22 protein-coding genes are annotated in these 24,489 nt (G+C 63.0%); 17 read left to right on the top strand and 5 right to left on the bottom strand.

Going from position 1 to position 24,489, the window contains the following annotated elements:
• Positions 1–4: 4 nt before the first annotated feature.
• From JQ597_RS06665 to JQ597_RS06680, 4 genes are all read left to right on the top strand, one after another.
• Complete coding sequence (locus JQ597_RS06665; RefSeq protein ID WP_212263427.1) at positions 5–1,534, top strand: ABC transporter substrate-binding protein; 1,530 nt, start codon at positions 5–7, stop codon at positions 1,532–1,534.
• A gap of 112 nt (positions 1,535–1,646) precedes the next feature.
• The gene (locus tag JQ597_RS06670; protein ID WP_212263428.1) at positions 1,647–2,906 is read left to right on the top strand and encodes a serine hydrolase domain-containing protein; all 1,260 of its coding nucleotides are present in this window, start codon (positions 1,647–1,649) and stop codon (positions 2,904–2,906) included.
• Positions 2,907–3,034: 128 nt separating this feature from the next.
• Positions 3,035–4,000, top strand: coding sequence for a VOC family protein (locus JQ597_RS06675; RefSeq protein ID WP_212263519.1), 966 nt, complete (start codon positions 3,035–3,037; stop codon positions 3,998–4,000).
• A gap of 23 nt (positions 4,001–4,023) precedes the next feature.
• Positions 4,024–4,581 carry a DinB family protein gene (locus JQ597_RS06680; protein ID WP_212263429.1) on the top strand — a complete coding sequence of 186 codons (558 nt, stop codon included), beginning with the start codon at positions 4,024–4,026 and terminating at the stop codon, positions 4,579–4,581.
• 118 nt (positions 4,582–4,699) lie between these two features.
• Here JQ597_RS06680 and JQ597_RS06685 read toward each other — a convergent pair whose 3' ends face one another.
• Positions 4,700–5,359 (bottom strand): TetR/AcrR family transcriptional regulator, encoded by a 660-nt coding sequence (locus JQ597_RS06685; RefSeq protein ID WP_212263430.1) that lies wholly within the window; start codon positions 5,357–5,359, stop codon positions 4,700–4,702.
• Between the two features lie 210 nt (positions 5,360–5,569).
• Between JQ597_RS06685 and JQ597_RS06690 the strand changes: the two genes are divergently transcribed.
• The 3 genes from JQ597_RS06690 (at position 5,570) to JQ597_RS06700 (ending at position 8,178) form a co-directional block, all read left to right on the top strand.
• A complete protein-coding gene (locus JQ597_RS06690; RefSeq protein ID WP_349628793.1) occupies positions 5,570–6,142 on the top strand; it encodes a DUF2147 domain-containing protein in 573 nt (190 codons plus the stop codon).
• 75 nt (positions 6,143–6,217) lie between these two features.
• Positions 6,218–6,883 (top strand): DUF3313 domain-containing protein, encoded by a 666-nt coding sequence (locus tag JQ597_RS06695; protein WP_212263431.1) that lies wholly within the window; start codon positions 6,218–6,220, stop codon positions 6,881–6,883.
• A 215-nt stretch (positions 6,884–7,098) separates the two neighbouring features.
• A complete protein-coding gene (locus JQ597_RS06700) occupies positions 7,099–8,178 on the top strand; it encodes an adenylate/guanylate cyclase domain-containing protein (RefSeq protein WP_249147570.1) in 1,080 nt (359 codons plus the stop codon).
• Here the strand turns inward: JQ597_RS06700 and JQ597_RS06705 are convergent.
• Positions 8,175–8,951, bottom strand: coding sequence for an IclR family transcriptional regulator (locus JQ597_RS06705; RefSeq protein WP_212263433.1), 777 nt, complete (start codon positions 8,949–8,951; stop codon positions 8,175–8,177). The genes JQ597_RS06700 and JQ597_RS06705 overlap by 4 nt on opposite strands.
• A 111-nt stretch (positions 8,952–9,062) precedes the next feature.
• Here JQ597_RS06705 and JQ597_RS06710 point away from each other — a divergent pair, with 111 nt between their 5' ends.
• Genes JQ597_RS06710 through JQ597_RS06725 form a run of 4 tightly spaced genes read left to right on the top strand, consistent with a single transcriptional unit; the run spans position 9,063 to position 14,035 of the window.
• A complete protein-coding gene (locus JQ597_RS06710; protein ID WP_212263434.1) occupies positions 9,063–10,622 on the top strand; it encodes an acetate--CoA ligase in 1,560 nt (519 codons plus the stop codon).
• Positions 10,623–10,651: 29 nt separating this feature from the next.
• Positions 10,652–11,791: an FAS1-like dehydratase domain-containing protein gene (locus JQ597_RS06715; protein ID WP_212263435.1), complete on the top strand. Its 1,140-nt coding sequence runs from the start codon at positions 10,652–10,654 to the stop codon at positions 11,789–11,791.
• A gap of 34 nt (positions 11,792–11,825) precedes the next feature.
• A complete protein-coding gene (locus tag JQ597_RS06720) occupies positions 11,826–13,049 on the top strand; it encodes a CaiB/BaiF CoA transferase family protein (RefSeq protein WP_212263521.1) in 1,224 nt (407 codons plus the stop codon).
• A 23-nt stretch (positions 13,050–13,072) separates the two neighbouring features.
• On the top strand, positions 13,073–14,035 hold the full coding sequence (locus JQ597_RS06725; RefSeq protein ID WP_212263436.1) for a Bug family tripartite tricarboxylate transporter substrate binding protein: 963 nt from the start codon (positions 13,073–13,075) through the stop codon (positions 14,033–14,035).
• A 25-nt stretch (positions 14,036–14,060) separates the two neighbouring features.
• On the opposite strand, the gene JQ597_RS06730 is transcribed toward JQ597_RS06725, so the two are convergent.
• The 3 genes from JQ597_RS06730 to JQ597_RS06740 form a co-directional block, all read right to left on the bottom strand.
• A complete protein-coding gene (locus tag JQ597_RS06730; protein WP_212263437.1) occupies positions 14,061–14,645 on the bottom strand; it encodes an amino acid synthesis family protein in 585 nt (194 codons plus the stop codon).
• A 5-nt stretch (positions 14,646–14,650) separates the two neighbouring features.
• Complete coding sequence (locus JQ597_RS06735) at positions 14,651–15,511, bottom strand: fumarylacetoacetate hydrolase family protein (RefSeq protein WP_212263438.1); 861 nt, start codon at positions 15,509–15,511, stop codon at positions 14,651–14,653.
• A 127-nt stretch (positions 15,512–15,638) separates the two neighbouring features.
• Positions 15,639–16,340: a GntR family transcriptional regulator gene (locus JQ597_RS06740; protein ID WP_212263439.1), complete on the bottom strand. Its 702-nt coding sequence runs from the start codon at positions 16,338–16,340 to the stop codon at positions 15,639–15,641.
• Between the two features lie 112 nt (positions 16,341–16,452).
• Between JQ597_RS06740 and JQ597_RS06745 the strand changes: the two genes are divergently transcribed.
• The 6 genes from JQ597_RS06745 to JQ597_RS06770 all read left to right on the top strand — a co-directional run bounded on the left by JQ597_RS06745 (position 16,453) and on the right by JQ597_RS06770 (position 24,406).
• Positions 16,453–17,448 (top strand): zinc-dependent alcohol dehydrogenase family protein, encoded by a 996-nt coding sequence (locus JQ597_RS06745; protein WP_212263440.1) that lies wholly within the window; start codon positions 16,453–16,455, stop codon positions 17,446–17,448.
• A gap of 14 nt (positions 17,449–17,462) precedes the next feature.
• On the top strand, positions 17,463–18,371 hold the full coding sequence (locus tag JQ597_RS06750) for a VOC family protein (protein ID WP_212263441.1): 909 nt from the start codon (positions 17,463–17,465) through the stop codon (positions 18,369–18,371).
• Positions 18,372–18,426: 55 nt separating this feature from the next.
• Positions 18,427–19,434 (top strand): Bug family tripartite tricarboxylate transporter substrate binding protein, encoded by a 1,008-nt coding sequence (locus tag JQ597_RS06755; protein ID WP_249147553.1) that lies wholly within the window; start codon positions 18,427–18,429, stop codon positions 19,432–19,434.
• A gap of 89 nt (positions 19,435–19,523) precedes the next feature.
• A complete protein-coding gene (gene pgm, locus JQ597_RS06760; RefSeq protein ID WP_249147572.1) occupies positions 19,524–21,200 on the top strand; it encodes a phosphoglucomutase (alpha-D-glucose-1,6-bisphosphate-dependent) in 1,677 nt (558 codons plus the stop codon).
• Between the two features lie 639 nt (positions 21,201–21,839).
• Positions 21,840–23,453, top strand: coding sequence for a gamma-glutamyltransferase family protein (locus JQ597_RS06765; protein WP_349628794.1), 1,614 nt, complete (start codon positions 21,840–21,842; stop codon positions 23,451–23,453).
• A gap of 77 nt (positions 23,454–23,530) precedes the next feature.
• Positions 23,531–24,406 (top strand): dihydrodipicolinate synthase family protein, encoded by an 876-nt coding sequence (locus JQ597_RS06770; RefSeq protein WP_212263443.1) that lies wholly within the window; start codon positions 23,531–23,533, stop codon positions 24,404–24,406.
• The last annotated feature ends 83 nt before the right edge of the window (positions 24,407–24,489 follow it).

Consider the following 24,489-nt stretch of genomic DNA (forward strand, 5'->3'; position numbering starts at 1 on the left):
CGGCATGGGCGTGCAATTGAGATTTGGTGCGGCGATCCTCGCGGCGGCACTGGTCGGTGCCGGCGCTTCCCCGGCGCTGGCGCAGAAGTCCGCCGACACGTTGCGGATCACGATGCGCGCCGCGTTGTCGAACATCGACCCCTACTATAACAACGAGCGCACTGGCGTGGTGATGCACCACCAGGGTTGGGACGGGTTGGTCTACCGCAACCCCGAAACCTTCAAGGTCGAGCCGCTGCTCGCCACCGAGTGGAAGCTGCCGGATACGACCACGATCGAGTTTACGCTCAGGCCCGGCGTCAAATTCCACGACGGCAGCGCGTTCACCGCCGATGACGTCGTCTACACGCTCAATCTCATATCCGATCCCGCGAGCAAGGTGTCGACCCCGGCGAACTACAACTGGATCGACAAGGCAGAGAAGACCGGCGACATGTCGGTTCGCGTCAAACTCAAGCGGCCGACGCCGGCGGCGCTGGATTATTTCGCGATGGTTGTCCCGATCTACCCCAAGGCCTATCGCGAGAAGGTCGGTGCGGAAGCCTATGCCAAGGCGCCGGTCGGCGCCGGCCCCTACAAGATGACCAAGGTCGAGTCGGGCGTCTCCATCGACTTCGAACGCTTCGAGGATTATTGGGCCGGCAGCCCCAAGGGTAAAGCCGCGATCAAGAAGATGAGCGTGCGCTTCGTGCCGGATGCCGCCACCGAAATGACCGAACTGCTCTCCGGTCGTGCGGACTGGATCTGGAATCTGAACCCCGACCAGTTCGATAGCGTCAACAAGTTCCCGAATCTGGCGGCCGTGCGCAAGGAGTCAATGCGGGTAGGCTATCTCTCGCTTGACGCCGCCGGCCGCACCGGCGCCGACAATCCTTTGACCAAGCTCAAGGTGCGCCAGGCGATCTGGCACGCGATCGACCGGCAGACGATTGCCGACAAGCTCGTCACCGGCGGAAGCCGCGTTCCGGGGGCTCCCTGCTTCCCGACTCAATTCGGCTGCAACGGCGAGGCCGCGACGCTTTACGACTACAATCCCGCCAAGGCGAAGCAGCTTCTCGCGGAAGCCGGCTATCCGGATGGCTTCGAAGTCGATCTGGCCAGCTATATATTGCCGCAATGGGGCTCGGCGATTCAGAACTATCTGATGGCGGTCGGCATCCGCGCCAAGCTCAACCAGCTCCAGGTCGGCGCGCTGATACAGCGCGCGAAGGCAGGGGAACTGCGCGCCTATCTCGGCACCTGGGGCAGTTATTCGATCAATGACGTCTCGGCCTTCCTGCCGAACTTCTTTGACGGCGGCGCCGACGATTATGCGCGCGATCCGGACGTGCAGAAATGGCTGATCGAGGGCGGATCGACCAATGACGCTGAAGTGCGCAACAAGGCCTACTCGGCCGTGATCCAGCGCATCACCCAGCAGGCCTATTTCGCGCCGCTGCACACCTATGTGACGACCTACGGCTATTCCAAGCAGCTCGACTTCACCCCCTATTCGGACGAGCTGCCGCGCTTCTATCTGGCGAAATGGAAATAGTAAGAGGTGGCCGGCGCCGGCGCGGCATCGCCGCGCCGGTTTAGCCCACTGGCGTCATCGGTTTCGAAGCGTCTAGAATGCCCGAATCTCGGCGCGGGATTCGGGACTACGAATGGCGGGCCTGCTCAGTCGGCGTGATGCGTTGTTGCGGAGCGCAGGGCTTGCGGCAGCAAGCCTGGTTCCTGGTGCCGGCTTTGCCGCACCTGTCCGCAAGCCGGTTTCCGGCGAGGCGATCGACGCCGCGTTGCAGGCGAAGGTCGCGGCGAGGGAAATCCCCGGCGTGGTCGCGATGGCCGCGAACGAAAGCTCGGTCGTCTATCAGGGCGCGTTCGGCGCGCGCAATGTCGCGGCCGCAATGCCAATGTCACCAGATACGGTTTTTCGTATTGCCTCGATGGTCAAGCTGCTGACGTCGGTGGCCGCGTTGCAGCTGGTCGAGCGCGGCAAACTGAAACTGGATGAGCCATCAGCCAATATCGATCCGACGCTTGCCGCGCCCCAGGTCCTTGAGGGATTCGATGCCAAAGGCGTTCCGCAGCTGCGACCGGCGCACAAGCCGATCACGCTGCGCAACCTGCTGACGCACACATCCGGCTTCAGCTACCCGCTGTGGGATTCGAATGTGGTTCGCTACCAGAAAGCGGCGCGGGCCGATCCGGCCCTGCCGCGCCGGCCGCTGATGTTCGAGCCGGGCGCACGATGGGCCTATGGCGGCAGTATCGACAATGTCAGCCAGCTGGTTGAGATCGCCAGCGGGCAAAGCATCGATCGCTATTTCAGTGAACACATCACCGGCCCGCTCGGCATGAACGACACCGGCTTTGTCATCACCGAGCAGCAGCGTGCCCGTCAGGCCAGCCTGCATGTGCGCGACGCAGGCGGAAAGCTCGTCCCGAAACCGTTCGAGAAGCTGGCCCCGACATCAGCCTTTTCCGGCGGCGGCGGCATCTATTCGACCGCGCCGGACTATCTTGTTTTGCTGCAGGCGTTGCTGAACGGCGGACGTTTTCGCGGCACAAGCCTGTTGCGGCCGGATACGGTCGCAATGATGTCGACCAACCAGATCGGCAATATCGAAGCAGGAATTCTCAAGACCGCCAATCCGGCACTTTCAAACGACGTGGATTTCTTCCCGGGCGTCCATCTGCGCTGGGGGCTCGGCCATATGATCAATGTCGATCCGGTCCGCGAGGGCCGCGCGGCCGGCAGTCTCACCTGGGCCGGCCTGTTCAATACCTATTACTGGATCGATCCGAAGAAACGCATTGCGGGCGTGATCATGATGCAGATCCTGCCCTTCGTCGACAAACAGGCGCTGGTGGCCTACCGGCAGTTCGAGCGCGGGATTTATCGCGCGCTGGGGGCAGCCTAGTCACCTCCGGGTGACTGCCATTCCGCCGACGTAGATGTGATCGAAACACGCCTATGGCGGGCAGTTCGTGGATCGAAAATATGATAGACCGCCGTCATTCCCATCCGAAAACAGGTAACACGCTCACCATGAACCTCGATATGACCCGTCGCACCTTGCTGCATCTCGCCGGCGCCTCCTCACTCGCGGCGGCCGCCGCGGCCGCGGCGCGCGCCGAGCAGGGCGGCAGCGGCGGGGGGCCGACTTTCGCCAACCGCACGCCGATGCGGATCGGCATGGTGACGATCCGGGTCCGCAAGCTCGATGTGGTGGCGGACTACTACCGCGACGTGCTCGGGCTTGCCGTGATGGAACGCTCGGCCACCGGCGCGGTGCTCGGCGCCGGCGGGGTGAAATTGCTGGCGCTCGAGGCTCGCCCGGATGCCGCGAACGAAGCCCGCAACGCAGCCGGGCTCTATCACACCGCCTTCCTGATGCCGACGCGCAAGGATCTTGCGCGCTGGCTGGTCAATGCCGCGATCCACCGCGTGCCGCTGTCGGGCTTTGCCGATCACCGCGTCAGCGAATCCGTCTATCTCGACGACCCCGAGGGCAATGGCATCGAGGTCTACGCCGATCGCGATCCCTCGCTCTGGCAATGGAGCGAGGGCACCGTGACGATGGGGACCGACCAGCTCGATATCGACAACCTCGTCTCGCTCACCAATACCAACGTCAGCGATTATGCAAAGGCGCCGGACGGCTTGCGCATCGGCCACATGCATCTGCGCGTCGGCGATCTCGCCAAGGCCGACGGCTTCTACCGTGGCACGCTCGGCTTCGATCCGACGCGGGCGCGCAGCGGCGCCGCGTTCCTGTCCTCGGGGCGCTACCATCACCATCTCGGTCTCAACGTCTGGCAAAGTGCCGGCGCCGGCCGCCGTGACGACGCGGCCACCGGCCTCGCCTGGTTTTCGCTGGAGATCGAGAAGGCGGATTTGTTCACGGCAAAGGAAGAACGCCTGCGTCAGGCCGGCGTCCAGGTCGCATCTGTTGCCGGTGGCCTCGAGGCCGCCGACCCCTGGGGCACGCGCGTGCGCCTCGTCAAGGTCTGAGCCATCAGGCGGGAGCAGATGCGATGGATGCCGTGCTTCCTTTTCGTACCATGGCCTACAACAATGGCTGGGCCAATCATCGCCTGCTGACCGCCTGTGCAGCGCTCTCGCAGGCGGATTTCACCGCGCCGCGCACCGGCTTCTTTCCGAGCCTGCGCGCCACCCTCAATCACATTCTGATCATCGACCGCTTTTACATCGATGCTCTGGAAGGTGGCACCCTTGGGCCCGCGGCCTGGGCCAACGAGGAGCCTTGCGAAACCGTCAGCATTCTCCGCGACGCGCAAGGCGAGATGGACCGCCGGTTGATCACCTTCGTCGAGCGCCTCGGCGCTGAAGATCTCGATCGCATCGTCAACGTCCACCGCGGCAGTCGCATTCAGCATGAGCGAATGGACCGGCTGCTGCTGCATCTGTTCCAGCATCAGATCCATCACCGCGGCCAGGCGCATGCGATGTTGAGCGCAACCGGTGTCCGTCCGCCGCAGCTCGACGAGTTCTTTGCCGCGGAAGAGGCGCCGCTGCGCGCAGGCGAGTTCGCGGAACTCGGCTGGAGGGAGGATCAGGTCTGGCGCCGCTGAGTTACGGCCGCGCCGTCTAGAGCGTTTTCCAGCGAAGTGGACACCGGTTCGCGTCAAGAAAACGCGTCAAATAAAGAATCTAGAGCCCCGTTCCGATCCAATCGGAACGGAACAGGCTCTAGTCGCGACATCCATCCAGAAACAATTGGACCGCGGCCGTGACGCGCTCACGCAAGTCCTTTTCTGACCTGACGGTCTTGCCGCTGAGGATCGCGGTGCGGGCGGGGCCATCGACCACCGCGTAGAGGAATTGCTCGGCAGCGAAGCGCGCATCCGTCGTTGATCGGATCTGGCCGTCGCGCATGGCGTTGGAGAAAATGTCGGCAATCAGCTCCCGCGCGTGATTGGCGTTCTCGTGGCAGGCGAGGGCCAACTCCGGAAACTGATGCGCTTCTGAGGTGATGAGCCGGTCCAGCGCGATCGCCGCCGGCGCCAGCGCACGCTTTGAAAGCTCGATGCCGATCCGGACCAGGGTTGCTTCGATCGGCGCGTCGCGGCTGGATTCAGTGACTTCGGGCGCCAGGAGATCGTTCACCCCTTTGTGGATGACAGCCGCAAACAGCTCTTCCTTGGAAGCGAAGCGGGCGTAGAAGGTCTGCTTCGAGACCCGCGCCGTCGCCGCGATGAGATCGATGCTGACCGCCTCAAAACTCGATTCCAAAAACAGCCGTGTCGCCACGTCGACAAGGTGCCCGGTGATCTGTCCGGCCTGCTCCTTGGTCGGCCGTCCGCTGTGTCGTCGCACGGTCTTGGCCGGCTTGGCCTTGGTGACATTCATCTAGCTGGTTCTCTCCGGGGCATTTGCCCGCGCGGCCTGTCCGGCTGCGCGGTCGCATCGTCAGATACTTCTCATACCGGCTTGCGCCCGGCTACGGAAGTGTATAATAGTACGGTATCGTTTGATTAATCGCGCAGGACGTTTCGGGCGGCGGCAGCCGTTTCGGGGCGAACGGAAACCTGCGCCTGCGTCCCCCGAAAGGAACTGGAAATGAAGCTGATGACGTTGATTTCCCGGACGATACTGCGCACCGCGCTCGCACTCTTTCAGATACTGATCGCGGGGCCCGGCAACGCCGCCGGTGCGGCCGATCCAAGCGGCACCTGGCTTACGCAAGACGGCCGCGCGCGCGTTCGCATCGAGCGCTGCGGTGCCAGGCTGGAACAGGTTTGCGGCTATATCGTCTGGATGAAGGAGCCGGTGGACGCGAACGGGCAGCCGCTGAAGGATCAGAACAATCCGGACCCCGCGAAGCGGTCGCGGCCACTTCTCGGTCACCAGCTGATCCTGGGTCTCAAGCCCGTCGCTGAAGGACGTTTCAACGGTCAGATCTACAATGCCGAGAACGGCAAGAGCTACGAAATCTCGCTATCGCGTGGCGCCAGGGACCTCAACGTCACCGGCTGCATGCTGTCGATTCTGTGCGCCACCCAGACCTGGACCCAGACCACGAATGCCTTGCCCGGCCAGTTGGTCGGTATGACCGGCGATCCAACCGGTCCCAGGGCGGACAGGGAGTGGGCGCAGGCGAATCCACCGACAATGGCAAGAGCCGCAAAATAGAACCGGCGATTCAATTCGCGCCGTTTCGATCTGCTTCGCTGACGCTTACCCAACATATCCAAACTGGAGTTTGAAATGTCTGCCCTCTCGCGAGCGGACCGCCGTCTGGCGGCCCTGGCCCTTGCTGCTGCCTTGAGCGGATGCGCCAGCGTGACACCGATCCCTTATTCGGAAATGGCTTCATCGTCCTATCTCGCGCCAAATCCATCCGATCCGTCCGGGCGAATTCCGTATCGCTACTCGACCGACGTGGACTGGCGCCCCTACAACAAGGTGATTCTCGATCCGGTCGTGATCTACCGGGGTCCGGACCAGCAATTCGGCGAGCTGTCCGGAACCGACAAGACCACGCTCGCGAACTATATGCGGACGCGGTTCGCGAAAGAGCTGGGCGGCCGCTTCACGCTTACAAGTCAGCGTGCGCCAAACACGTTGCGCGTGCGGTTGACGCTGACGGGGGCCGTCGCCAACACGCCGGTGCTCGGCACGCTGTCGCGGTTCGATGTCGCCGGCCTGGTCTATAACGGCGTGCAGACCGCGCGTGACGGGGAGGGATCGCTGACAGGCTCGGTCGTCTATGCCGTCGAAATCTTCGACGCGGGAACGTCACGCCTGCTCAGCGCGTTCGTCACCAAGCAATATCCGAGCCCGTATGACGTCAAGGCCAGCGTGGGACGGCTGACGGCGGCGGAGGCCGGGATCGACAAGGGCGCCGAAGCGCTGATGGCGCAATTGCAATGATGACACATCGTATCGGCCGGCTTCCTTCATTCGCCACGCAGTCCCGACGGTTCGCAGATCCTCAGATGATCGTTGGAAGTCATAGCCGCAAGAAGCCGTGCACCCGGCAGATCGTTCGCTGGATCACCGAACAAGCGACGGTACTTGATGACGGCGTCGCTTTGCTCGATGGTTTCTGCAAGGCCTTGCGCAATCAGGCGCTGCCACTCTGGCGCATGAGCGTGGTGACCAACGCGCTCGATCCGTCCGTGCGCGGGTTCAGCTTCGACTGGCACAGCGACCGCGGCGCATCGCTGGCCTCCGCAAGCTATGGCGACGAGGATTTCGACGCGTTCGAACGTAGTCCGCTCCACGCGTTGCTGGCCGACGGCCGGACCTTCGCCCGATGGCGTCTTGGGGACGATCTGAATGCCGCAAGCGCTGTTCCCGAACTTCTCGACCTGCGCGCGGAAGGCGGCACCGATTATGTCCTGCATCTGATCTGGTTCGCGCCGGGAACGGCGCTGAAAGGCGTAGCCATTTCGTTCGCGACCGATGCGCCGTCCGGTTTCAGCGACGACGACATGGCTGTGCTGGACGAAGTACTTCCCGCGCTCGGGCTTGCCATCTGCAAACTCAGCCTCTCGCGGACATTGCAGGAAGCGCTCGCGACCTATCTCGGCTCGGAGACGAGCACGCGGGTGCTCGAAGGCAATATTCGCCGCGGTGAAGGCAAGACGGTTGCCGCCGCGATCCTGCTGGCCGATTTCCGTGGCTTCACGACCCTCACGGACCAGGACGATCCTGTGAAGGTCGTCGGTTGGCTGGACGAGCACTTCGATGCCATTGGCGAGCCCGTCACGCGCTGCGGCGGCGAAATCCTGAAATTCATGGGAGACGGCTTCCTGGCGATCTTTCCGGTGTCGGATCCGAAGAATCAGCCGTGCGCGACCTGTGGCGTTGCGCTGGATGCCGCGGACTGGGCGCTGGCATCCAACCGTGCCTTGAATGAGCGACGTCGCCAGGCGGGACTGCCGCAATTGGAGGTCCATCTGGCCTTGCATTTCGGTCAGGTCGTCTACGGCAATGTCGGGACCAGCCGGCGGCTCGACTTCACGGTGATCGGCCGCGCGGTGAACGAAGCCAGCCGGATCGAGGAACTGTGCGACGACGCAGGCCGCCCTGTGCTGGTCTCCGATACGTTCGCAGAACGTTGTGCGCGTCCGCTGCAGCTGGTCGGCACGTTTGCCCTGCGCGGACTTGAGCGCAGGCAGCAGATCTGGGCGCCTGCAGATGATTCCGTAAACTGTCGCTAAAACTGCGGCGGCAGCTGTGCGGCGACCTCGCGCGCGGCGATGCCCATGTCGTTCGCCAGCGCCAGCGAGCGTGCACGATCGAGCTGGCTGCCGAGGCCGACGGCGGCGATCGTGTGCGAGATCGTGCCCTGGCTGTTCAGAACCGGCACCGCCACGATGGTGACGCCGTCGATGTAATTGCCGCGATCGATGCTGAAACCCTGGCGGCGCACCTGTTCGACTTCCTTGCGCCAGGAATCGTAGCTCGGCGCATTGTGCCAGCGCAGCAGGCGAAATCGCTTCTCGATCTCCTTCTGCGGTTGCCCGCAAAACGCGGCGACGCATCGCCCCGTGGCGCTGATCAGCGCGGGAAACCGGCTTCCGACATCGACATGCAGGCGCACCGGCGCCTGGCTGCGGGCAAGGGCGATCACGATCATGTTGTCGAGGTCGGGCACTTCGACGCCGATCGCCATGACGCCGTAGCGGTGTGAGAGATCATCCAGCTTCGGCCGCACCAGGTTCGGAAAGTCGCTGTTCTCGAGCACGGCGCGCGCCAGCGGCAGCATGCCGACACCGAGCCTGTAGCGCTTGGTCAAGGGATCGACCTGCAGCAGGTCTTCGGCAACGAGCGCGCGCGCGATGTGCAGCGCGGTGCTGGGCACCAGTTCGAGACTCTCCGCAATCGCCTTGAGGCTTTGCGGCGAACGGCTGCGGCTTAGCAGCCGCAGAATGGCGATGGCGCGGGTGACGGCAGGTACCGCGCGGACCCGCGGCGATTTGGGATTCGGCATGATTGTCTCTGTACAACAATGATTGCGGCGCAACAACGAGGCGAGATTGATTGTATATATACAATCATAAACGCTATTTGACAATTAGTTCGACTTCGGTATTTTGCCGCCATGACCAAGCTGATCTACTTCACGAGCTACGCGGATGCGCAGGCGGAATTTTCCTCCGCCAGACTCTGGGAACTATTCGCGGGCAATCGCGAACGCCTGAACATCGCCCATGAATGCATCGACCGGCATGCCGGGCGCTCCAATCCGGCTGTCATTGTCGTTCACGCCGACGGGCCGGATGAACTGTTGAGCTTTCGCGAGATCTCGGAAGCCTCGTCTCGCTTCGCCCATTATCTGGAAGACGAGGGCGTCAAGCCCGGCGATCGCGTGGCGATCATGCTGGAGCCGTCGCGGGCGTTCTATGTGGCGGTGTTCGGCACGATGAAGGCGGGCGCCGTCGCCGTGCCCTTGTTCACGCTGTTCGGACCCGATGGCGTCAAGCTGCGCGTCAACGATTGCACGCCGCAACTGATTGTGACGAACGCCGAAAAGGCGCCAAGCCTGGACGGCATGGAAGCGAAAATCGTGGTCGCCGACGATGCGTTCCTGAAAGGACTTGAGCGCTTCTCACCGCACTTTACGCCCAACACGGCGGCCGACGCGCTGGCGCTGTTCCAATATACGTCGGGGACGACGCGCGAGCTTCCCGAGGCGGTCAAGCACACCCATCGTGCGATCGTGACGCTGATGGTGGCGGCGCTGTACGGCACCGGCCTTCGTCCTGGCGATCGTTTCATCTGCCCGTCGTCGCCGGCATGGGGCCATGGTCTCTGGCACGGCACGCTGGCGCCGCTGGCGCTCGGCATCACCATTGGCGCCTATGCCGGCAAGTTCAATCCGGAGCGGCTGCTGGCGGCGCTGCAGCAGCACCAGTTCACCAACATCTCGGCGGCCGCCACGCATTATCGCATGATGCGGAATTCCGGCGCGGCGCCGAATTATCGCTACGCCATCGAGAAACTGTCCTTCACCGGCGAGCCGATCGACAGCGAGACCGCTTCGTTCGTCGAGGACATTTTTGGCCGGCCGGCCTGCAGCATGTACGGCACCACCGAGATCGGCGTGATCCTGGTGAGCTATCCCGGCGCCGGCGATTTCGTCGTCAAGCCCGGTTCATTGGGTAAACCGATTCCCGGCGGGCGCGTCGAGGTCCACGATGCCGAGGGCCGGCAATGCCCGCCCGGCGTCGCCGGCGAACTGAAGGTCTGGCGCCACGGACAGTGGATCGCGACCAAGGATCTCGGCCGCATCGACGAGGACGGTTACTTCTATCACGGCGGCCGCGCCGACGATGTGATCATCTCCGCCGGCTGGACCATGAGCGCCGTCGAAATCGAGGATGCGATCCTCAAGCATCCGCAAGTGCGTGAGGCGGCCGCGATCGGCGTCGCCGATCCGCTGCGCGGGCAAGTCGTGAAAGCCTTCGTCGTCACCGACCGGGCTGGCGATGAGGCGTTCCAGCACGAGATCCAGGACGTCGTGCGCCAGCGCCTCAGCCATCACGAATATCCGCGCGTCGTCAGTTTCGTCACCGAACTGCCCAAGACACCGGCCGGCAAGGTCAACCGCAAGGTGCTGCGCGACCGCGAGCAGGCCATCACGAAATCAGAAGCCAGATAGAGGCAAGAGCCTGAAGGAAGGAACGTCACATGCTCGATACCGTTGAAACCAGATTTCCGAAGATCACCGAGGACGGCCTCGACGATCTGCGCAAGCGCATCGGCGTCTCGATCGGCGTCACCGCCGAGCCATGGTGCTACGAGGCGACGCGCGACAACATCCGTCACTACGCGCATGGCATCGGCGATGACAATCCGCTGTGGTGCGACCCTGATTACGCCGCCAAGACCAACCATGGCGGCATCATCGCGCTGCCGAGCTTCCTGTTCTCGACCAGCCGCATCGTGTCAGGTTATGTCGGCGGTTTGCCCGGTGTCCACGCGATGTGGTCGGGCGCCGACTGGACCTGGCACAAGCCTGTCCGTCGCAACGACATGATTTCGACCGAGGCCAAGCTGAAGGACCTCGTCGAGCACCAGACGCGCTTTGCCGGCCGCGCAATCCAGCAGACCTATCATGTCGATTTCTTCAACCAGCAGGGCGACCTCGTCGCCGAGGCGGATAGCTGGTGCTTCCGCACCGAGCGCGACCACGCGCGCGAGCAGGGCACCAAGTACAAGGAGGTCAAGGCCCGCGCGCCGCGCCGTTACAGCGAGCAGGAACTGGCCGAGGCCTACAAGCTCTATGCCGAGGAGCGGATTCAGGGTTCGCGCAAGCGCTACTGGCAGGACGTCACCGAGGGTGAGGCGCTGCCCGTGATGTTCAAGGGACCGATGACGGTCACCGGCTTCATCGCCTATGCGCAGGGTTGGGGCGGCCTTTACATCCGCGCCAACAAGCTCGCCTGGAAACTGCAGGACGCCCACCGCGGTCTCGGTATTCCCAACCGCTTCAATATTCCTGACTGTCCCGAGCGCGTGCATTGGGAAGAGGAGTTCGCGCTCGAGGTCGGTGCGCCCGGCGCCTACGACTATGGTCCGGAACGCTGCTCCTGGCTGACCCATCACCTCACCAACTGGATGGGCGACGACGGCTTCCTGCGCCGTGCGACCTGCAAGATCCGACGGCACAATCCCGAAGGCGATTTGCTGTTCATCAGGGGCAAGGTGAAGCGCAAATTCGTCGAGGGCGGACGTCACCTCGTCGAGATCGAGCAGGAAGCCCACAACCAGGACAATGAAGTATCGGTCCTCGGAACCGGCATCGTGGAACTGCCAAGCCGCACCTGATCACGCGTCCTGACAACCGAACGGTCCATTGACCATGCCCGCAAACGAGCTCACGCGCGGAGCGATGACCGGCCTCAAGGTCGTCGATCTGTCGCGCGTGCTCGCCGGGCCATTGTGCACGCAGATGCTGGCCGATCATGGCGCCGACGTCGTCAAGATCGAGCCGCCGGCGGGTGACGAGACCCGTGGTCTCGGGCCGCCGTTCGATGCGGCCGGGCAGGCGGCGTATTTCAGCGCCGTCAACCGCGGCAAGCGCGGCATGGCGCTCGACCTTTCGCGCGAGGAAGGGCGCGCCGTGCTCGAAGCCCTGCTCAGAGATGCGGACGTGCTGGTGGAGAATTTCCTGCCCGGCACCATGGAGCGCTGGGGTATCGGCTTTGATGTTTTGTCCACGCGCTTTCCGCGGCTGGTGTACTGCGCCATCTCCGGCTTCGGGGCCGATGGGCCGCTCGGCGGGCTGCCCGGTTACGACGCCGTACTGCAGGCGATGTGCGGGCTGATGAGCATCAACGGCACACAGCAATCCGGCGCCACCCGCGTCGGCGTTCCCATTGTCGATTACGTCACCGGATACAATGCGCTCACCGGCGTGCTGTTGGCGCTGGCGGCGCGCGAGCGCACCGGAATGGGCCAGCGCGTCGAGGTAACGCTGTTCGACACCGCGCTCAATCTGCTGGTTCCGCACGCAGCCAACTGGCTCTGCTCGGACGTCGTCCCCGGCCGGCTCGGCAGCGCCCATCCCAATATCGCGCCTTACGACAAATTCGCCGCCAGCGACGGCGAGATTTTCCTTGGGATCCTCAACGACGGCCAGTTCCGCCGTTTCTGCCAGAAGGTGGCGCGCGAAGACCTTCTCGACGATCCGCGTTTCCGGACCAACGCCGACCGGCTCAAGCACGTCGGATCCCTTCGCGCCGAACTCGAGCGCACGCTGGCCGGCTTCAAGTCCGACGATCTCTGCCGCGATTTGATGCGCGCGGGCGTGCCGGCAGGGCCCGTGAACAATGTGGCGCAGGCGTTCGCGCAGCCGCATGTGGCGCACCGCGACATGCTGATCGAAAGCGAAGGCCACCGCGCGCCCGGCATTCCCATAAAACTTGCGCAGACGCCCGGCGGCGCGGGACGGCGGCCACCGCGCTTCGGTGAACATGTCCGCGAAATCCTGGGCGAGGCCGGCTTCGATCAAACGGCCATCGCCGGTTTGATCGAGACCGGCATCGTCTCACCCAACGATAAGAAGACCGACAACAAAAAATAAAATCATCAGGAGAGGAAACCGTCATGCCGAGATTTGCAAAATGGGCCGCAGGATTGCTGGCTTTGCTATGGAGTTGCGCGGCGGTTGCGCAGACCTATCCGTCGAGGCCGGTGCGGATCATCGTGCCGTACCAGGCAGGCCAGGGCACCGACGTGGTGGCGCGATACTTCGCCGAGCAATTGTCGCGGACGATGGGCCAGCGGTTCTATGTCGAGAACAAGCCCGGCGCCGGCGGCAACATCGGCGCCGAGCAGGCCGCGCGTTCGGACGCTGACGGATACACGCTGATGATGGGCACCAATGCCACCCAGAGCATGAACGAGTTCATGTACGCATCGCCGGGATTCGATCCGGCCAAGGATTTTGCGCCGATCATCCTGGTGGGCAAGCTGCCCATGGTGCTCGCGGCCAATCCGTCGTTTTCAGGAAATTCGCTGGCCGACCTGGTTGCCGCGGCCAAGGCGACGCCCGACAAGGTCGACATCGCGCTGCCGAGCACGACGGCCCGCATCGTCTTCGAGTTCCTCAAAGGGCGGAGCGGTGCGTCGTTGTTTTCCGTGCCCTACAAGGGATCGGCGACGGCTACAACCGACGTCCTCGGCGGCCAGGTGCCGCTGATCATCGACACGGTGACGGCACTGCGCGGCCATGTCGCCGGCGGCAAGCTGAAGGCGCTCGGGATCACCTCGCTGAAATCGACCGAGCTGATGCCGGGTGTAAAATCCATCGCCGAGCAGGGCGTGGCCGATTTCGAGGTGACCGCCTGGAACGCGTTCTACGCGCCGCGCGACACGCCGCAGCCGATCGTCGATCTCCTGAACAAGGAGCTGGCGAAGGCACTTGCCGAGCCGGAAACGAAGAAGCGCCTGCTGGAACTCGGATTTGATCCCGGCGGCGGAACGCCCGCCGAGCTGACCCAGTTCGAAAAGCGGGAGCGGCTCAAATGGGGTCCGCTGATCAAGGAAACAGGTCTGCAGGGCGGCTGAGCGAACAGCCGGACAGCATGTGAAGTCAGCGCTGGCCGTCGTGGACTGAAATCGCATCGGCCGACAATCCGCCGATGCGGGCGTGCGGCCGGCCGCCGGTTGCCATGACGAGACCGAACGCGATTTCGTCGCGGCGTGGCGCGTCCCACATCGTCATCTCGGCGGTGCCGAAATGGCTGCGCACATAGGCGGCGTGGACGTGGCCGAGCGGCACCATCAGGCGTGTGCCCGGGCCGCCGATCGTCTTTGCCGCGGGAACGATGGCCTTGGGCTGGCCAAGCACCTCGCGCATGCCCTGGCCGCCGGCCTCGTGCCACACGGCGCCATGCTCGAGTTCGCCGTCTTCGCCGACGACGATGCCTTTGCCGTAGGCTTCGATGCCGGCGGCGCCACCGAGCTGTGCGATCAGCCCCGTTGCAAGCTCGCGGCCGAGGTCGCGCAAACCGGCCTGAAACGGCATCAGGTCCGGTTCATAGCGCCCGGCAAAGGGATTGCGGATCACCGCGATCGCTGTGCCGACGAGCAGCGGCTGTTCGCGGCGGGGACCACGCTCGTGCCAGATCGTCTCGACGCTGAACGAAGTCTTGCGGACGTCATGGGCTGCGGGCATTTGCGCTACTTTTGCTCGTCCACGACGGGATTGCGCAGCACACCGATCTGTTCGATCTCGACCTCGACGACGTCGCCGGGCTTGAGGAAGATCGGCGGCTTGCGCGTGAAACCGACGCCGGCCGGCGTGCCGGTGGCGATGACGTCGCCCGGCACGAGGTCGAAAATGGTCGAGGAATATTCGATCAGCCGCGGGATCGAGAAAATCAGCATCGACGTATTGCTCGACTGCACCGTCTCGCCATTGACGCGGGTCTCAAGCTTCAGATTGGTGGGATCGGCGATCTCGTCAGGCGTCACCAGCCATGGACCGAACGGGCCGGTGCCGACGAAATTCTTGCCGGATGCGATCTGCTGCGCATGCCGCTGCCAGTCGCGGACGCTGACGTCGTTGTAGATCGAATAGCCGGCGACATGATTCAAGGCGTCGGCCTGGCTGATGTGGCGGCCGCCCTTGCCGATCACGACGGCGAGTTCGCCCTCCCAGTCCAGATTGTCGGACACTTTTGGCCGAACCACCGGCGCGTTGTGCGCGACCTGCGAACGCCAGACCCGCAGGAAGATCGGCGGAAATTCGGTGATCTCGCGCTTCATGCCGAATGCGACCGCCTCGTTGTGGTGATCGAGGTAGTTGCGCACGGCGCAGACGATCTTTTCGGGCCGCGGGATCACAGGCAGAAAACTGATCTCGCTCAGTTTCAGGTCCGCCTTGTGGGCGGCGGCGATCTGCTCCCGCTCGGCGAATTTCGCGCTGCCGACGAAATCCGCCAGCGTCCCGCCGAGCACCTTGCCGAGGTCGATGACCTCGTCGCCGCGCACGGCGCCCCAGGTTTCGGTCTGCTGCCGCAGGAAGGAGATGAGCTTCATGAACGCGATCCTCGGACCCTGATTTAAGATTTCCGTAAAAGACACTATTTTCGAAAATTAAACAAGCGGAATTCATTTTCGGCTCGGGAGCGCGCATTTCCGCACGGTCGCCAAGGCCCGATCGGGTTCAATTCCGGCTGAACAATTCCGAAGCGTATTTGATGACGTTGTCGGTGGTGCTCTGGATGTGTTTTGCGATCAGCTCGCAGGCGCGGTCGGCATCGCGGCCGACGGCGGCCTTCATCAGCGCACGGTGCTCGCCCGCCTTGTCGCGCGGACGTGGCCGGAACCTTGCCGAGATATTGCGATAGCGCTCGGCGCGTTCGAACAGTGATTGCCGAATGCCAAGCAGGGTCGGCGAGCCGCATGCTGCCACCAGGGATTCGTGAAACTCCCGGTGCGCCAGCTTCCATTCCGGATTGTCGGCGTAGTCCTCGACCTCGCGCCCCTCGATGATTCCAAGCCGGTGGATCGACGAAATAACCGCGATTTCCCAGTCATCATTGCCATTTTCGATCGAGCGGCGGATCAAATCGACCTCGATCAGGATGCGGGCGCGCGTCAGGTCGATCAAATCCGAAAGGCTGATCGGCGCCACCTTGAAGCCGCGCTGCTCCTCTGCCACCACCAGCCCCTCGGCGGCCAGACACGTCAGCGCCTCGCGCAGCGTCGTGAAGCTCGCGCCATAGGCCAGCCGCAGCGTATCGAATTTGAGCACCTCGCCGGGCTTGAGCCGGCAGGTCACGATCTCGTTGCGCATCCGGTGCGCGATATCGGACGCCAGCGTCTTGCCGAATTCCTTTCGGCGCTTGAAGGCCGTGACGTTCATGGAATCGCATCCCCGATCGCCCGCAAGTCTAGCGGGGCGAGAATGCTGTTGCAATAATTTTCGCAAGCGCTAGTATTTTCGAAAATATCGATTTGAAATAGGTGGAGCGCGCATGAAGGCTGTCTTGGTACATCGCCCGGGAGGGCCGGACGCCCTGCAATATCAGGACGTCCCGCAGCCGGAGCCCGGCGAAACCGACGTGCTGATCCGGGCCGAGACCTTCGGGGTCGGGCAACCCGACAAGCTGATCCGCAGCGGCGTCTACAAATGGATGCCGCCGCTGCCGGCCAACCCCGGCAATGATTTGGCGGGCCGGATCGAGGCCGTCGGCAGCGGAGTGCGTGACATCAAGGTCGGACAAAAGGTGCTGCTGAGCGCCCGCGATCTGGCGCAGCGTGGTGGCTGCTACGCCGAGATGGTCGCAGCTCCCGCGGATGCGATCCATCTCTTGCCCGAGCAGGTCGATCTCGAGGCCGCGGTCTGCCTTGCCAACTATCAGGTGGCGTGGGCGCTCTTGAATGAATGCGGATCGGCGCGTCCGCCGAAATGGGTGCTTATCATCGGCGCGGCGGGCGGTGTCGGCTCATCGCTGGTGCAACTGGCAAAACTTGCGGGCATGACCGTGATCGGCACTGTCAGTTCGGAGGAGAAGGCGGTCTTCGCCAGCGCGATGGGCGCCGACGGTATCATCTACTATCGCGGCGAAGACGTCGTCGCGCGCGTGCGTGAACTGACGAATGGGCGCGGCGTCGATCTGGTGCTCGACCACGTCGGCGGTCCTGATTTCTTCAGCCATCTGCGCGCGCTGGCCAAGTGGGGAACGGTGGTTTCCTACAACGCGTTCGACGGCCTGCCGACGCAGAACATGATGGAGGAGATGCGCAAGCATCTCGATGTCTGTCCCGCCATCCGTTGTTTCTCGTTTCACATCTACGACCATGATCGCGAAGGCCGCCGCGCCATCATGAAGCGCATGATCGGCCATCTGGCGGACGGAACCATCAAGCCGGCGATCTTCGCCCGCTTCAAATTGTCCGAGGTGCGCCGGGCCCATGAGCTGCTGGATTCCGGCCAGGCGCTCGGCAAGATCATCATGACGCGGGACTGACGGGGAAGAGTGCGATGATAAAAGTCAAGCGCATCAGGCACGCGACGTTCGCGACTGCCGATATCGAACAGCAGATCGAATATTATCAAGCGATCATCGGTCTCGGCATTGTCGAAAGGCAGGCCGGTCGCGCGCTGTTCGCCTCGGAGTCCGGCGAACTCACGCTGGTTCTGGAGCAGGATACGGCTTCCTCCTGCAAGGCGATGGCCTTCGAGATCGGCCCCGATGTCGAGCTGGCGGACGTCGGCAAAGAGCTCAATGATCTCGGCATCAAATCCGAGATCCGCTCCGATTCCGCGCCGGGAATACCGCGGACGCTGGTTTTCTCAGATGTCGACGGCCGGCAGATCGAGCTGTTCACGCAGTGGCAATTCACCCCGCCGAGCGAACAGGTGCGGGGCATCGTCGTCAGCAGGCTCGGCCACATGGCGATGTACGCGCCCGATCCGGACCGGACCGCAAGATTTTATTCCGACGTTTTGAGTTTCCGCGATTCGGACCGGATCGAGGAAAACTTCGTCTTCATGCGCTGCGGGTTCGAGCATCACGCCATCAACTTCGCGCGCGGCACTGACGCGCGGCTGCATCACATGGCGTTCGAACTGCGCGATGCCTCGCACATGCAGCAGGCCTGCGATCTGCTCGGGCGACGAAAGATCCCGCTGCTATGGGGACCGGTGCGCCACGGCCCCGGGCACAACATCGCGACCTATCATCGCGATCCTGACGGCTATCTCATCGAGCTGTTCTACGACATGGACCGCATGGCCGACGAGGAGCTCGGCTATTTCGAACCGCGTCCCTGGCATCGCGACCGGCCGCAGCGTCCGAAGACCTGGATCGGATTGCCGCGCGACATCTGGGGCGTGGGTCCTTCGCCTGATGCGGCGGAGTTCTCGCCGAAGATGCGCGGCGGGAAGTAAGCGCGCGGAACTTCCACGGACAACGAAAACGAAAATCGATACGGGAGAGACGAAAATGGCGGGATCCGCGCGCAGTTCAGTTCGTCGCCGCTTTGTCGGGCGACTGTTCGCGATGGTGTTCATCGCCACGATCGCGGGATCGATTAGCGCTGCCAGCGCCCAGGATTATCCGACCCGGCCGATCCGGCTGCTCCACGGTTTTGCCGCCGGCGGCGCCGCCGACACGCTGTCGCGCATCCTGGCGAACGGGCTCTCAAAGCGGCTGGGCCAGCCGATCGTGATCGAAGCCAAGCCGGGTTCGGGCGGCAATCTCGCCGCGGCCCAGATCGCCAAGGCGGAGCCCGACGGCTACACGATCGGGCTCGTCACCGGCGCCCACGCCATATCCCCGGCACTCTACAAGTCGCTGCCTTACGATTCCGTCGACAGCTTTGAGATGATCTCGACCGCTGTCTACTACGCGCTCGTGATCGCGGTTCGCGCCGATTACGAGGCCAAATCACTTGGGGAATTGATCGCGCTCGCGAGAGCAAAACCCGGCGAGCTCAATTACGCTTCCGTTGGATTCGGCAGCACCCACCATCTGGCCGGCGCGCTTCTGGAAACGACGGCCGGCATCAAGATGGTGCACGTTCCCTATCGCGGCGATTCGCTCACCGTCACCGCGCTGCTCGGCGGCGAGATTCCAATGATCGTGGGAACGCCGGTGCTGCTGGCGCCGCAGATCGAGAGCGGGGCCATTCGCGGGCTTGCCGTGACGTCACCTGCGCGCAGCAAGCTCTTGCCAAACATTCCCACCGCCGATGAATCCGGCGTCAAGGGATTCGATGTGCGCACCTGGGCGGGCCTGCTGGCGCCGAAGGGCACGCCGCCGGCGATCGTCAAGCGTCTCAACAAGGCTGTTCTGGAAACCCTCGCCGATCCCGAAACCAAGGCGGCGCTGGAGACCGCGATCGGCGGCGACGTGCAGGGCAGCACGCCGGAGGAGATGCGCACGCTGATTCAGTCGCAAATCGTAAAATGGGTCGACGTGATCAAGACAGCGAATATTCCGCGGCTGTGACGATCAAGGCATCGTCATGGCGGTTCCTGCTTGCATTTCCGGCATGGTGAGTGGCCGAAAGCGCCTTTGTCGCTGCCGTCCTTTCGCGTATGTTCTCAGGAAACCACTCCTTCCTGAGAGGCCATGTGACTGCAACCAATCCTGCCGCGGGTAAACCGGTCGGTTCCGCTGATCTCGTCAATGTTCCGCGCCTGATGACGGCCTATTTCGCCGGAAAGCCCGATCCGGCCGATCCGGCGCAGCGCGTCGCTTTCGGCACCTCGGGTCATCGCGGCACGTCGCTGAAAAACTCCTTCAACGAAAACCACATTCTGGCGACGACGCAGGCGATCTGCGACTACCGCCGCAAAACCGGGCTGACCGGCCCGCTGTTCATCGGCATCGACACCCACGCGTTGGCGGAATCGGCGCTGGTGAGCGCGGTGGAAGTGTTTGCCGCCAACGGCGTCGAGATCATGATCGACGATCGCGGCGGCTACACGCCGACGCCGGTGATCTCGCACGCGATCCTGAGCTACAACAAGGGCAGGACGAGCGGCCTTGCCGATGGCGTCGTCATCACGCCGTCGCATAATCCACCCGAGGACGGCGGCTACAAATACAACCCGCCCCATGGCGGGCCGGCCGATACCGATGTCACGGCCAGGGTGGAAAAAGCCGCGAACGCCTTTATGGCGGCGGACATGAAGGGTGTGGCGCGGATGCCGTATGAGCGCGCCCGCAAGGCGCCGACGACGCATCTGTATGATTATATCCGCCCCTATGTCGCCGACCTCGGCAATGCCGTTGATATGGCGCTGATCAAATCATCCGGCGTGAAAATCGGCATCGATCCGCTCGGCGGCGCCGCCGTGCACTATTGGCAGCCGCTCATCGAGCATTACGGCATCAACGCCACTGTTGTGAACGATGTCGTCGATCCCACCTTCCGCTTCATGACCGCGGACTGGGACGGCAAGATCCGGATGGATTGCTCCTCGCCTTACGCGATGGCGAGCCTGATCCAGATGCGCGACAGGTTCGACGTTGCCTTCGCCAACGATACCGATGCCGACCGCCACGGCATCGTCACGCGCACCGGCGGCCTCATGAACCCGAACCATTTCCTCGCCGCTGCGATCGCCTATCTGTTCGAGCACCGGCCGCAATGGGGCAGGGATGCCGCGATCGGCAAGACCATCGTTTCCAGTTCGATCATCGATCGCGTTGCGAAAAAGCTGAACCGCAAGCTGGTCGAGACTCCGGTTGGATTCAAATGGTTCGTCGAGGGCCTCGGCAGCGGCGCATTCGGCTTTGCCGGCGAGGAAAGCGCCGGCGCCTCATTCCTCAAGCGGGACGGATCGGTGTGGACCACCGACAAGGACGGCGTCGTGATGGGGCTGCTGGCGGCCGAAATCCTCGCCAAGACCGGCCGCAATCCCAGCGAGCTGTTTGCGGGACTGACCGCCGAACTCGGCACGCCCGTCTACGCGCGGATCGACGTGCCGGCGACGCCGAAGCAGAAGAACGCGCTGAAAGCGCTCGGGCCGGAACAACTCGGCCTGAAGGAAATGGCTGGCGATCCGGTGACGGCGATCCGGACCAAGGCGCCCGGCAACGATCAGCCGTTCGGCGGCATCAAGGTCGAGACCGATCAGGGCTGGTTCGCGGCACGGCCGTCCGGCACCGAAGACGTCTACAAGATCTACGCCGAGAGTTTTCGCGACAAGGATCATTTGGGAAAAATCCAGAGCGATGCCAAGGCCGCGATCGCGAAGGCGTTTTGATATTCCGTCATGGCCCGGCTTGTCCCGGCGCGAAGGCCTGTCCGTTGAAGGGCCGAAGTCGGAGGATCGAATACAGCGCCTGTTAAGGGTGAATCGATCTAGGCGGCGATCATGTCGGCGCTCTAAACTCGACTTTGCAGCATGAAGCGATTTTTGATCTTTGGTTTGCTCGGCCCTGCAGGCACCTTCCTGAGTGGTCTATTTGGCAACGAAAACTGCCGGGCGATGGTGGTGGCCCCATCCCTCCATCAATTTAGCTGAACTGCTGTTGCTCCTTCTCTGCGCCTCTATTGATCAAGCGTTGAGGAATGCGGGAGGTTGGGGGCGGCTCTTATGCGTCGGAGCTGCTTCCCTCCTTGCATCTGGTGTGACGTGTGCTCTTTTCACTGGCGCTTGGCTATTTGGCTTTTTTGCGGTGATCTTCGCTATGGCGTGCTCGTTGCTGGCATGGGCAACTAACGTTGGGGAGATCATTTCGACCGAGCAATGAGCCTTGTGGATTGTCTGCTAAGGGGCAAACCCAGCAACTTGCCTTGTCTCGCAGAGGCCCATGCCGATCCATCTGTTGCCAAAAGAATTCTTAGCTGCTTCGCTCCTTGCAGCGACCGGATGTCAACTCACGGCGCCAGGGAGAAGAACGTGACGCACAAGGGCATGGTGGTAACTCCGCAACCCGAGGCCACAGAGGCGGGCAGGGACATCCTCGTCGCCGGCGGCAATGCGATCGATGCCGCCATCGCGGCAGCGCTGGTTCAGACGGTCGTAGACCCCATGATGTGCGGAATTGCCGGTTTCGGAAGCCTGGCCGCCTATTTCCCGTCGAAGAAGGTGCATACCTACTACGATTTCCATGCCCCTGCGCCATCAGCCGTACGACCTGACATGTGGCAGGATCTGATCGAGGGCGAAGCGCGTGACGGATACGGCTTCATTCTCAAAGGGAACGTGAACGACATCGGTTATCAATCGATCTGCGTGCCCTCCTCGCTGAGAGCCTTTGCCGACGCGCACCGTGATCTCGGCAAATTGCCCTGGTCGGAGCTGTTTGGCCCGGCCATTGATTACGCGGAAAGCGGCTGGAACGTCCGGCCGCATGTCTACACTTGGTGGTCGGAAGAAGGAACGATGGGCCGGGTGGGCAACGCCAATCGAATTTCATTCGTCCCATCGGCCAAGGCGCTTTATTGCAGACCGGACGGATCGCCAAAGCGTCTGGGAGACCGCGTCGTCAATCGGGACTATGGAAACGTGCTGCGGGCCATCGCGAAGGATGGGCCTGACGCATTCTTTCGCGGCGAGATCGCCGATGCCATCGACGCAGACATGCGGGCTCACGGCGGTCTGTTGCGCCGCGCTGATCTCGAAAAGCTGCAGACCGTAAGGAATATGCCGCTCTCCGCCACCTATCGAAACTCCCGGGTTACGACAAATCAGGCGCCCGGCGGCGGCATCATGCTGCTGGAGATGCTTCGCACGCTCGAAAATTTCGATTTGAAGTCCATCGGTCACAACAGCGTCGAATACATTCGCGTCGTTGCAGAAGCCATGAAGGCCGCAACCCGCGACAAGGATCTGTTTGTCGGTGATCCCTCCTTTGTTGACGTTCCGACCGACCGTTTGATCTCGAAGGAGCACTGCGCCGAAATCGCTGAAGGCATCAAGCGTGGCGACAAGGTCAACGTCGTCAGGCTCAATGCCGGCCTCCCGAGCAAGGATACGACGCAGGTTTCGATTTGCGATGCCGACGGCAACTGCATCTCGATGACCCATTCGCTTGGGTTGCCATCTGGCGTGATCACTGAGGGACTGGGCTTCATGTACAATGGATGCATGGGGGTTTTTGATCCGCGGCCCGGGCGAGCCGGCTCGCTGGCGCCCGGAAAGGCGAGATTCTCCTCCATTTGCCCGTCGATCGTCTTCAGGGATGACAAGCCCATCCTGGTGATCGGAGCGCCTGGTGCGACCCAGATTGCCATGGGTGTGCTCCAGGTATCGTTGAACGTCCTCGACTTCGAAATGTCGATGCTGGAGGCGGTCTCAGCGCCCCGCTTTTCGGCTACCAGCGATGTCATCGATCTCTCGAACCGGATCCCGCGCTCCGCTGAGCGCGCGCTGAATGGGCTCGGATATCAGACGGTACGATCCGCGCTTAGCCACACATTCGGTTGGGTACACGGTATCAAGATTTCTTCTGAAGGGCTGCAAGGTGGCGCTGATCCAGCAACCGACGGTATGGCGCTTACGGCTTCCTGAACTTGAACGACCATGCCCGTTTGATATACGGGCGATCGCTTCCATTCGTTCCCGGGTTTCAAAAGGCGTTGCTCTCAATGGCTGATCTGCACGGCGTCTTCCCTTACCTCGTTTCACCGATTGGCCCCGAAGGCGACATCCGCACCGAGGTCCTCAGCCGGCTATGCGATGACCTCATCATCTCAGGCGTGCACGGTCTGACACCGCTCGGCTCCACCGGCGAGTTCGCCTATCTCAATCAGGCGCAGCGCACCGCCGTGGTGCAGACCACGATCGAGGCAGCCAAAGGCCGCGTGCCTGTCATTGCCGGCGTCGCCTCAACCTCGACGGCGGATGCGGTGGCACAGGCGAAGGCGTACCAGAAGCTCGGCGCCGACGGCATCCTTGCAATCCTCGAAGCATATTTTCCGATCTCGGACGCGCAGGTCGAATCGTATTTCCGCGCCATTGCGGACGCGGTCGAGATTCCCGTCGTGATCTACACCAACCCGCAATTCCAGCGCTCCGATCTGACGCTCGACGTGATCGAGCGGCTCGCCGCCCATCCGCGCATCGGTTACATCAAGGACGCCTCGACCAACACCGGGCGGCTGCTGTCGATCATGAACCGCTGCGGCGACAGCATCAAAGTGTTCTCGGCCTCGGCCCACATTCCGGCGGCGGTGATGCTGATCGGTGGCCTCGGCTGGATGGCGGGCCCGGCCTGCATCATCCCGCGCCAGAGCGTCGAGCTTTACAACCTCTGCCACGCCAAGCGCTGGGATGAGGCGCTGACACTGCAGCGCAAGCTGTGGCGCATCAACGAAGCCTTCGCCCGCTTCAACCTCGCGGCCTGCATCAAGGCCGGCCTTGAGATTCAAGGCTACGCCGTCGGCGACCCCGTCCCGCCGCAGGCGGCGCTGACGGCGGAGCAGCGCAAGGTGGTCGAGGCAGCGTTAAGGGATGTCAGCTAGCTGGCTTGCCAGGTCGTGCAATCATAAATCGGGCTGGATCGATGGCGCCCATGTCCGCCGTTCCGCCAAAAGCCAAAGAAGAG

Origin of the sequence: Bradyrhizobium sp. AUGA SZCCT0177, assembly GCF_018130125.1 — a bacterium.
Taxonomy (GTDB): Bacteria; Pseudomonadota; Alphaproteobacteria; order Rhizobiales; family Xanthobacteraceae; genus Bradyrhizobium.

Excerpts from the sequence above, each read along its gene's own strand:
- JQ597_RS06700 (WP_249147570.1), top strand. The coding sequence starts at position 7,099 with ATGAGCGTGGTGACCAACGCGCTCGATCCGTCCGTGCGCGGGTTCAGC.
- JQ597_RS06695 (WP_212263431.1), top strand. The coding sequence starts at position 6,218 with ATGTCTGCCCTCTCGCGAGCGGACCGCCGTCTGGCGGCCCTGGCCCTT.
- JQ597_RS06745 (WP_212263440.1), top strand. The coding sequence starts at position 16,453 with ATGAAGGCTGTCTTGGTACATCGCCCGGGAGGGCCGGACGCCCTGCAA.
- JQ597_RS06705 (WP_212263433.1), bottom strand. The coding sequence starts at position 8,951 with ATGCCGAATCCCAAATCGCCGCGGGTCCGCGCGGTACCTGCCGTCACC.
- JQ597_RS06675 (WP_212263519.1), top strand. The coding sequence starts at position 3,035 with ATGAACCTCGATATGACCCGTCGCACCTTGCTGCATCTCGCCGGCGCC.
- JQ597_RS06755 (WP_249147553.1), top strand. The coding sequence starts at position 18,427 with ATGGCGGGATCCGCGCGCAGTTCAGTTCGTCGCCGCTTTGTCGGGCGA.
- JQ597_RS06725 (WP_212263436.1), top strand. The coding sequence starts at position 13,073 with ATGCCGAGATTTGCAAAATGGGCCGCAGGATTGCTGGCTTTGCTATGG.
- JQ597_RS06735 (WP_212263438.1), bottom strand. The coding sequence starts at position 15,511 with ATGAAGCTCATCTCCTTCCTGCGGCAGCAGACCGAAACCTGGGGCGCC.
- JQ597_RS06715 (WP_212263435.1), top strand. The coding sequence starts at position 10,652 with ATGCTCGATACCGTTGAAACCAGATTTCCGAAGATCACCGAGGACGGC.
- JQ597_RS06720 (WP_212263521.1), top strand. The coding sequence starts at position 11,826 with ATGCCCGCAAACGAGCTCACGCGCGGAGCGATGACCGGCCTCAAGGTC.
- JQ597_RS06690 (WP_349628793.1), top strand. The coding sequence starts at position 5,570 with ATGAAGCTGATGACGTTGATTTCCCGGACGATACTGCGCACCGCGCTC.
- JQ597_RS06665 (WP_212263427.1), top strand. The coding sequence starts at position 5 with ATGGGCGTGCAATTGAGATTTGGTGCGGCGATCCTCGCGGCGGCACTG.
- JQ597_RS06670 (WP_212263428.1), top strand. The coding sequence starts at position 1,647 with ATGGCGGGCCTGCTCAGTCGGCGTGATGCGTTGTTGCGGAGCGCAGGG.
- JQ597_RS06740 (WP_212263439.1), bottom strand. The coding sequence starts at position 16,340 with ATGAACGTCACGGCCTTCAAGCGCCGAAAGGAATTCGGCAAGACGCTG.
- pgm (WP_249147572.1), top strand. The coding sequence starts at position 19,524 with ATGTTCTCAGGAAACCACTCCTTCCTGAGAGGCCATGTGACTGCAACC.
- JQ597_RS06750 (WP_212263441.1), top strand. The coding sequence starts at position 17,463 with ATGATAAAAGTCAAGCGCATCAGGCACGCGACGTTCGCGACTGCCGAT.
- JQ597_RS06730 (WP_212263437.1), bottom strand. The coding sequence starts at position 14,645 with ATGCCCGCAGCCCATGACGTCCGCAAGACTTCGTTCAGCGTCGAGACG.
- JQ597_RS06680 (WP_212263429.1), top strand. The coding sequence starts at position 4,024 with ATGGATGCCGTGCTTCCTTTTCGTACCATGGCCTACAACAATGGCTGG.
- JQ597_RS06770 (WP_212263443.1), top strand. The coding sequence starts at position 23,531 with ATGGCTGATCTGCACGGCGTCTTCCCTTACCTCGTTTCACCGATTGGC.
- JQ597_RS06685 (WP_212263430.1), bottom strand. The coding sequence starts at position 5,359 with ATGAATGTCACCAAGGCCAAGCCGGCCAAGACCGTGCGACGACACAGC.
- JQ597_RS06710 (WP_212263434.1), top strand. The coding sequence starts at position 9,063 with ATGACCAAGCTGATCTACTTCACGAGCTACGCGGATGCGCAGGCGGAA.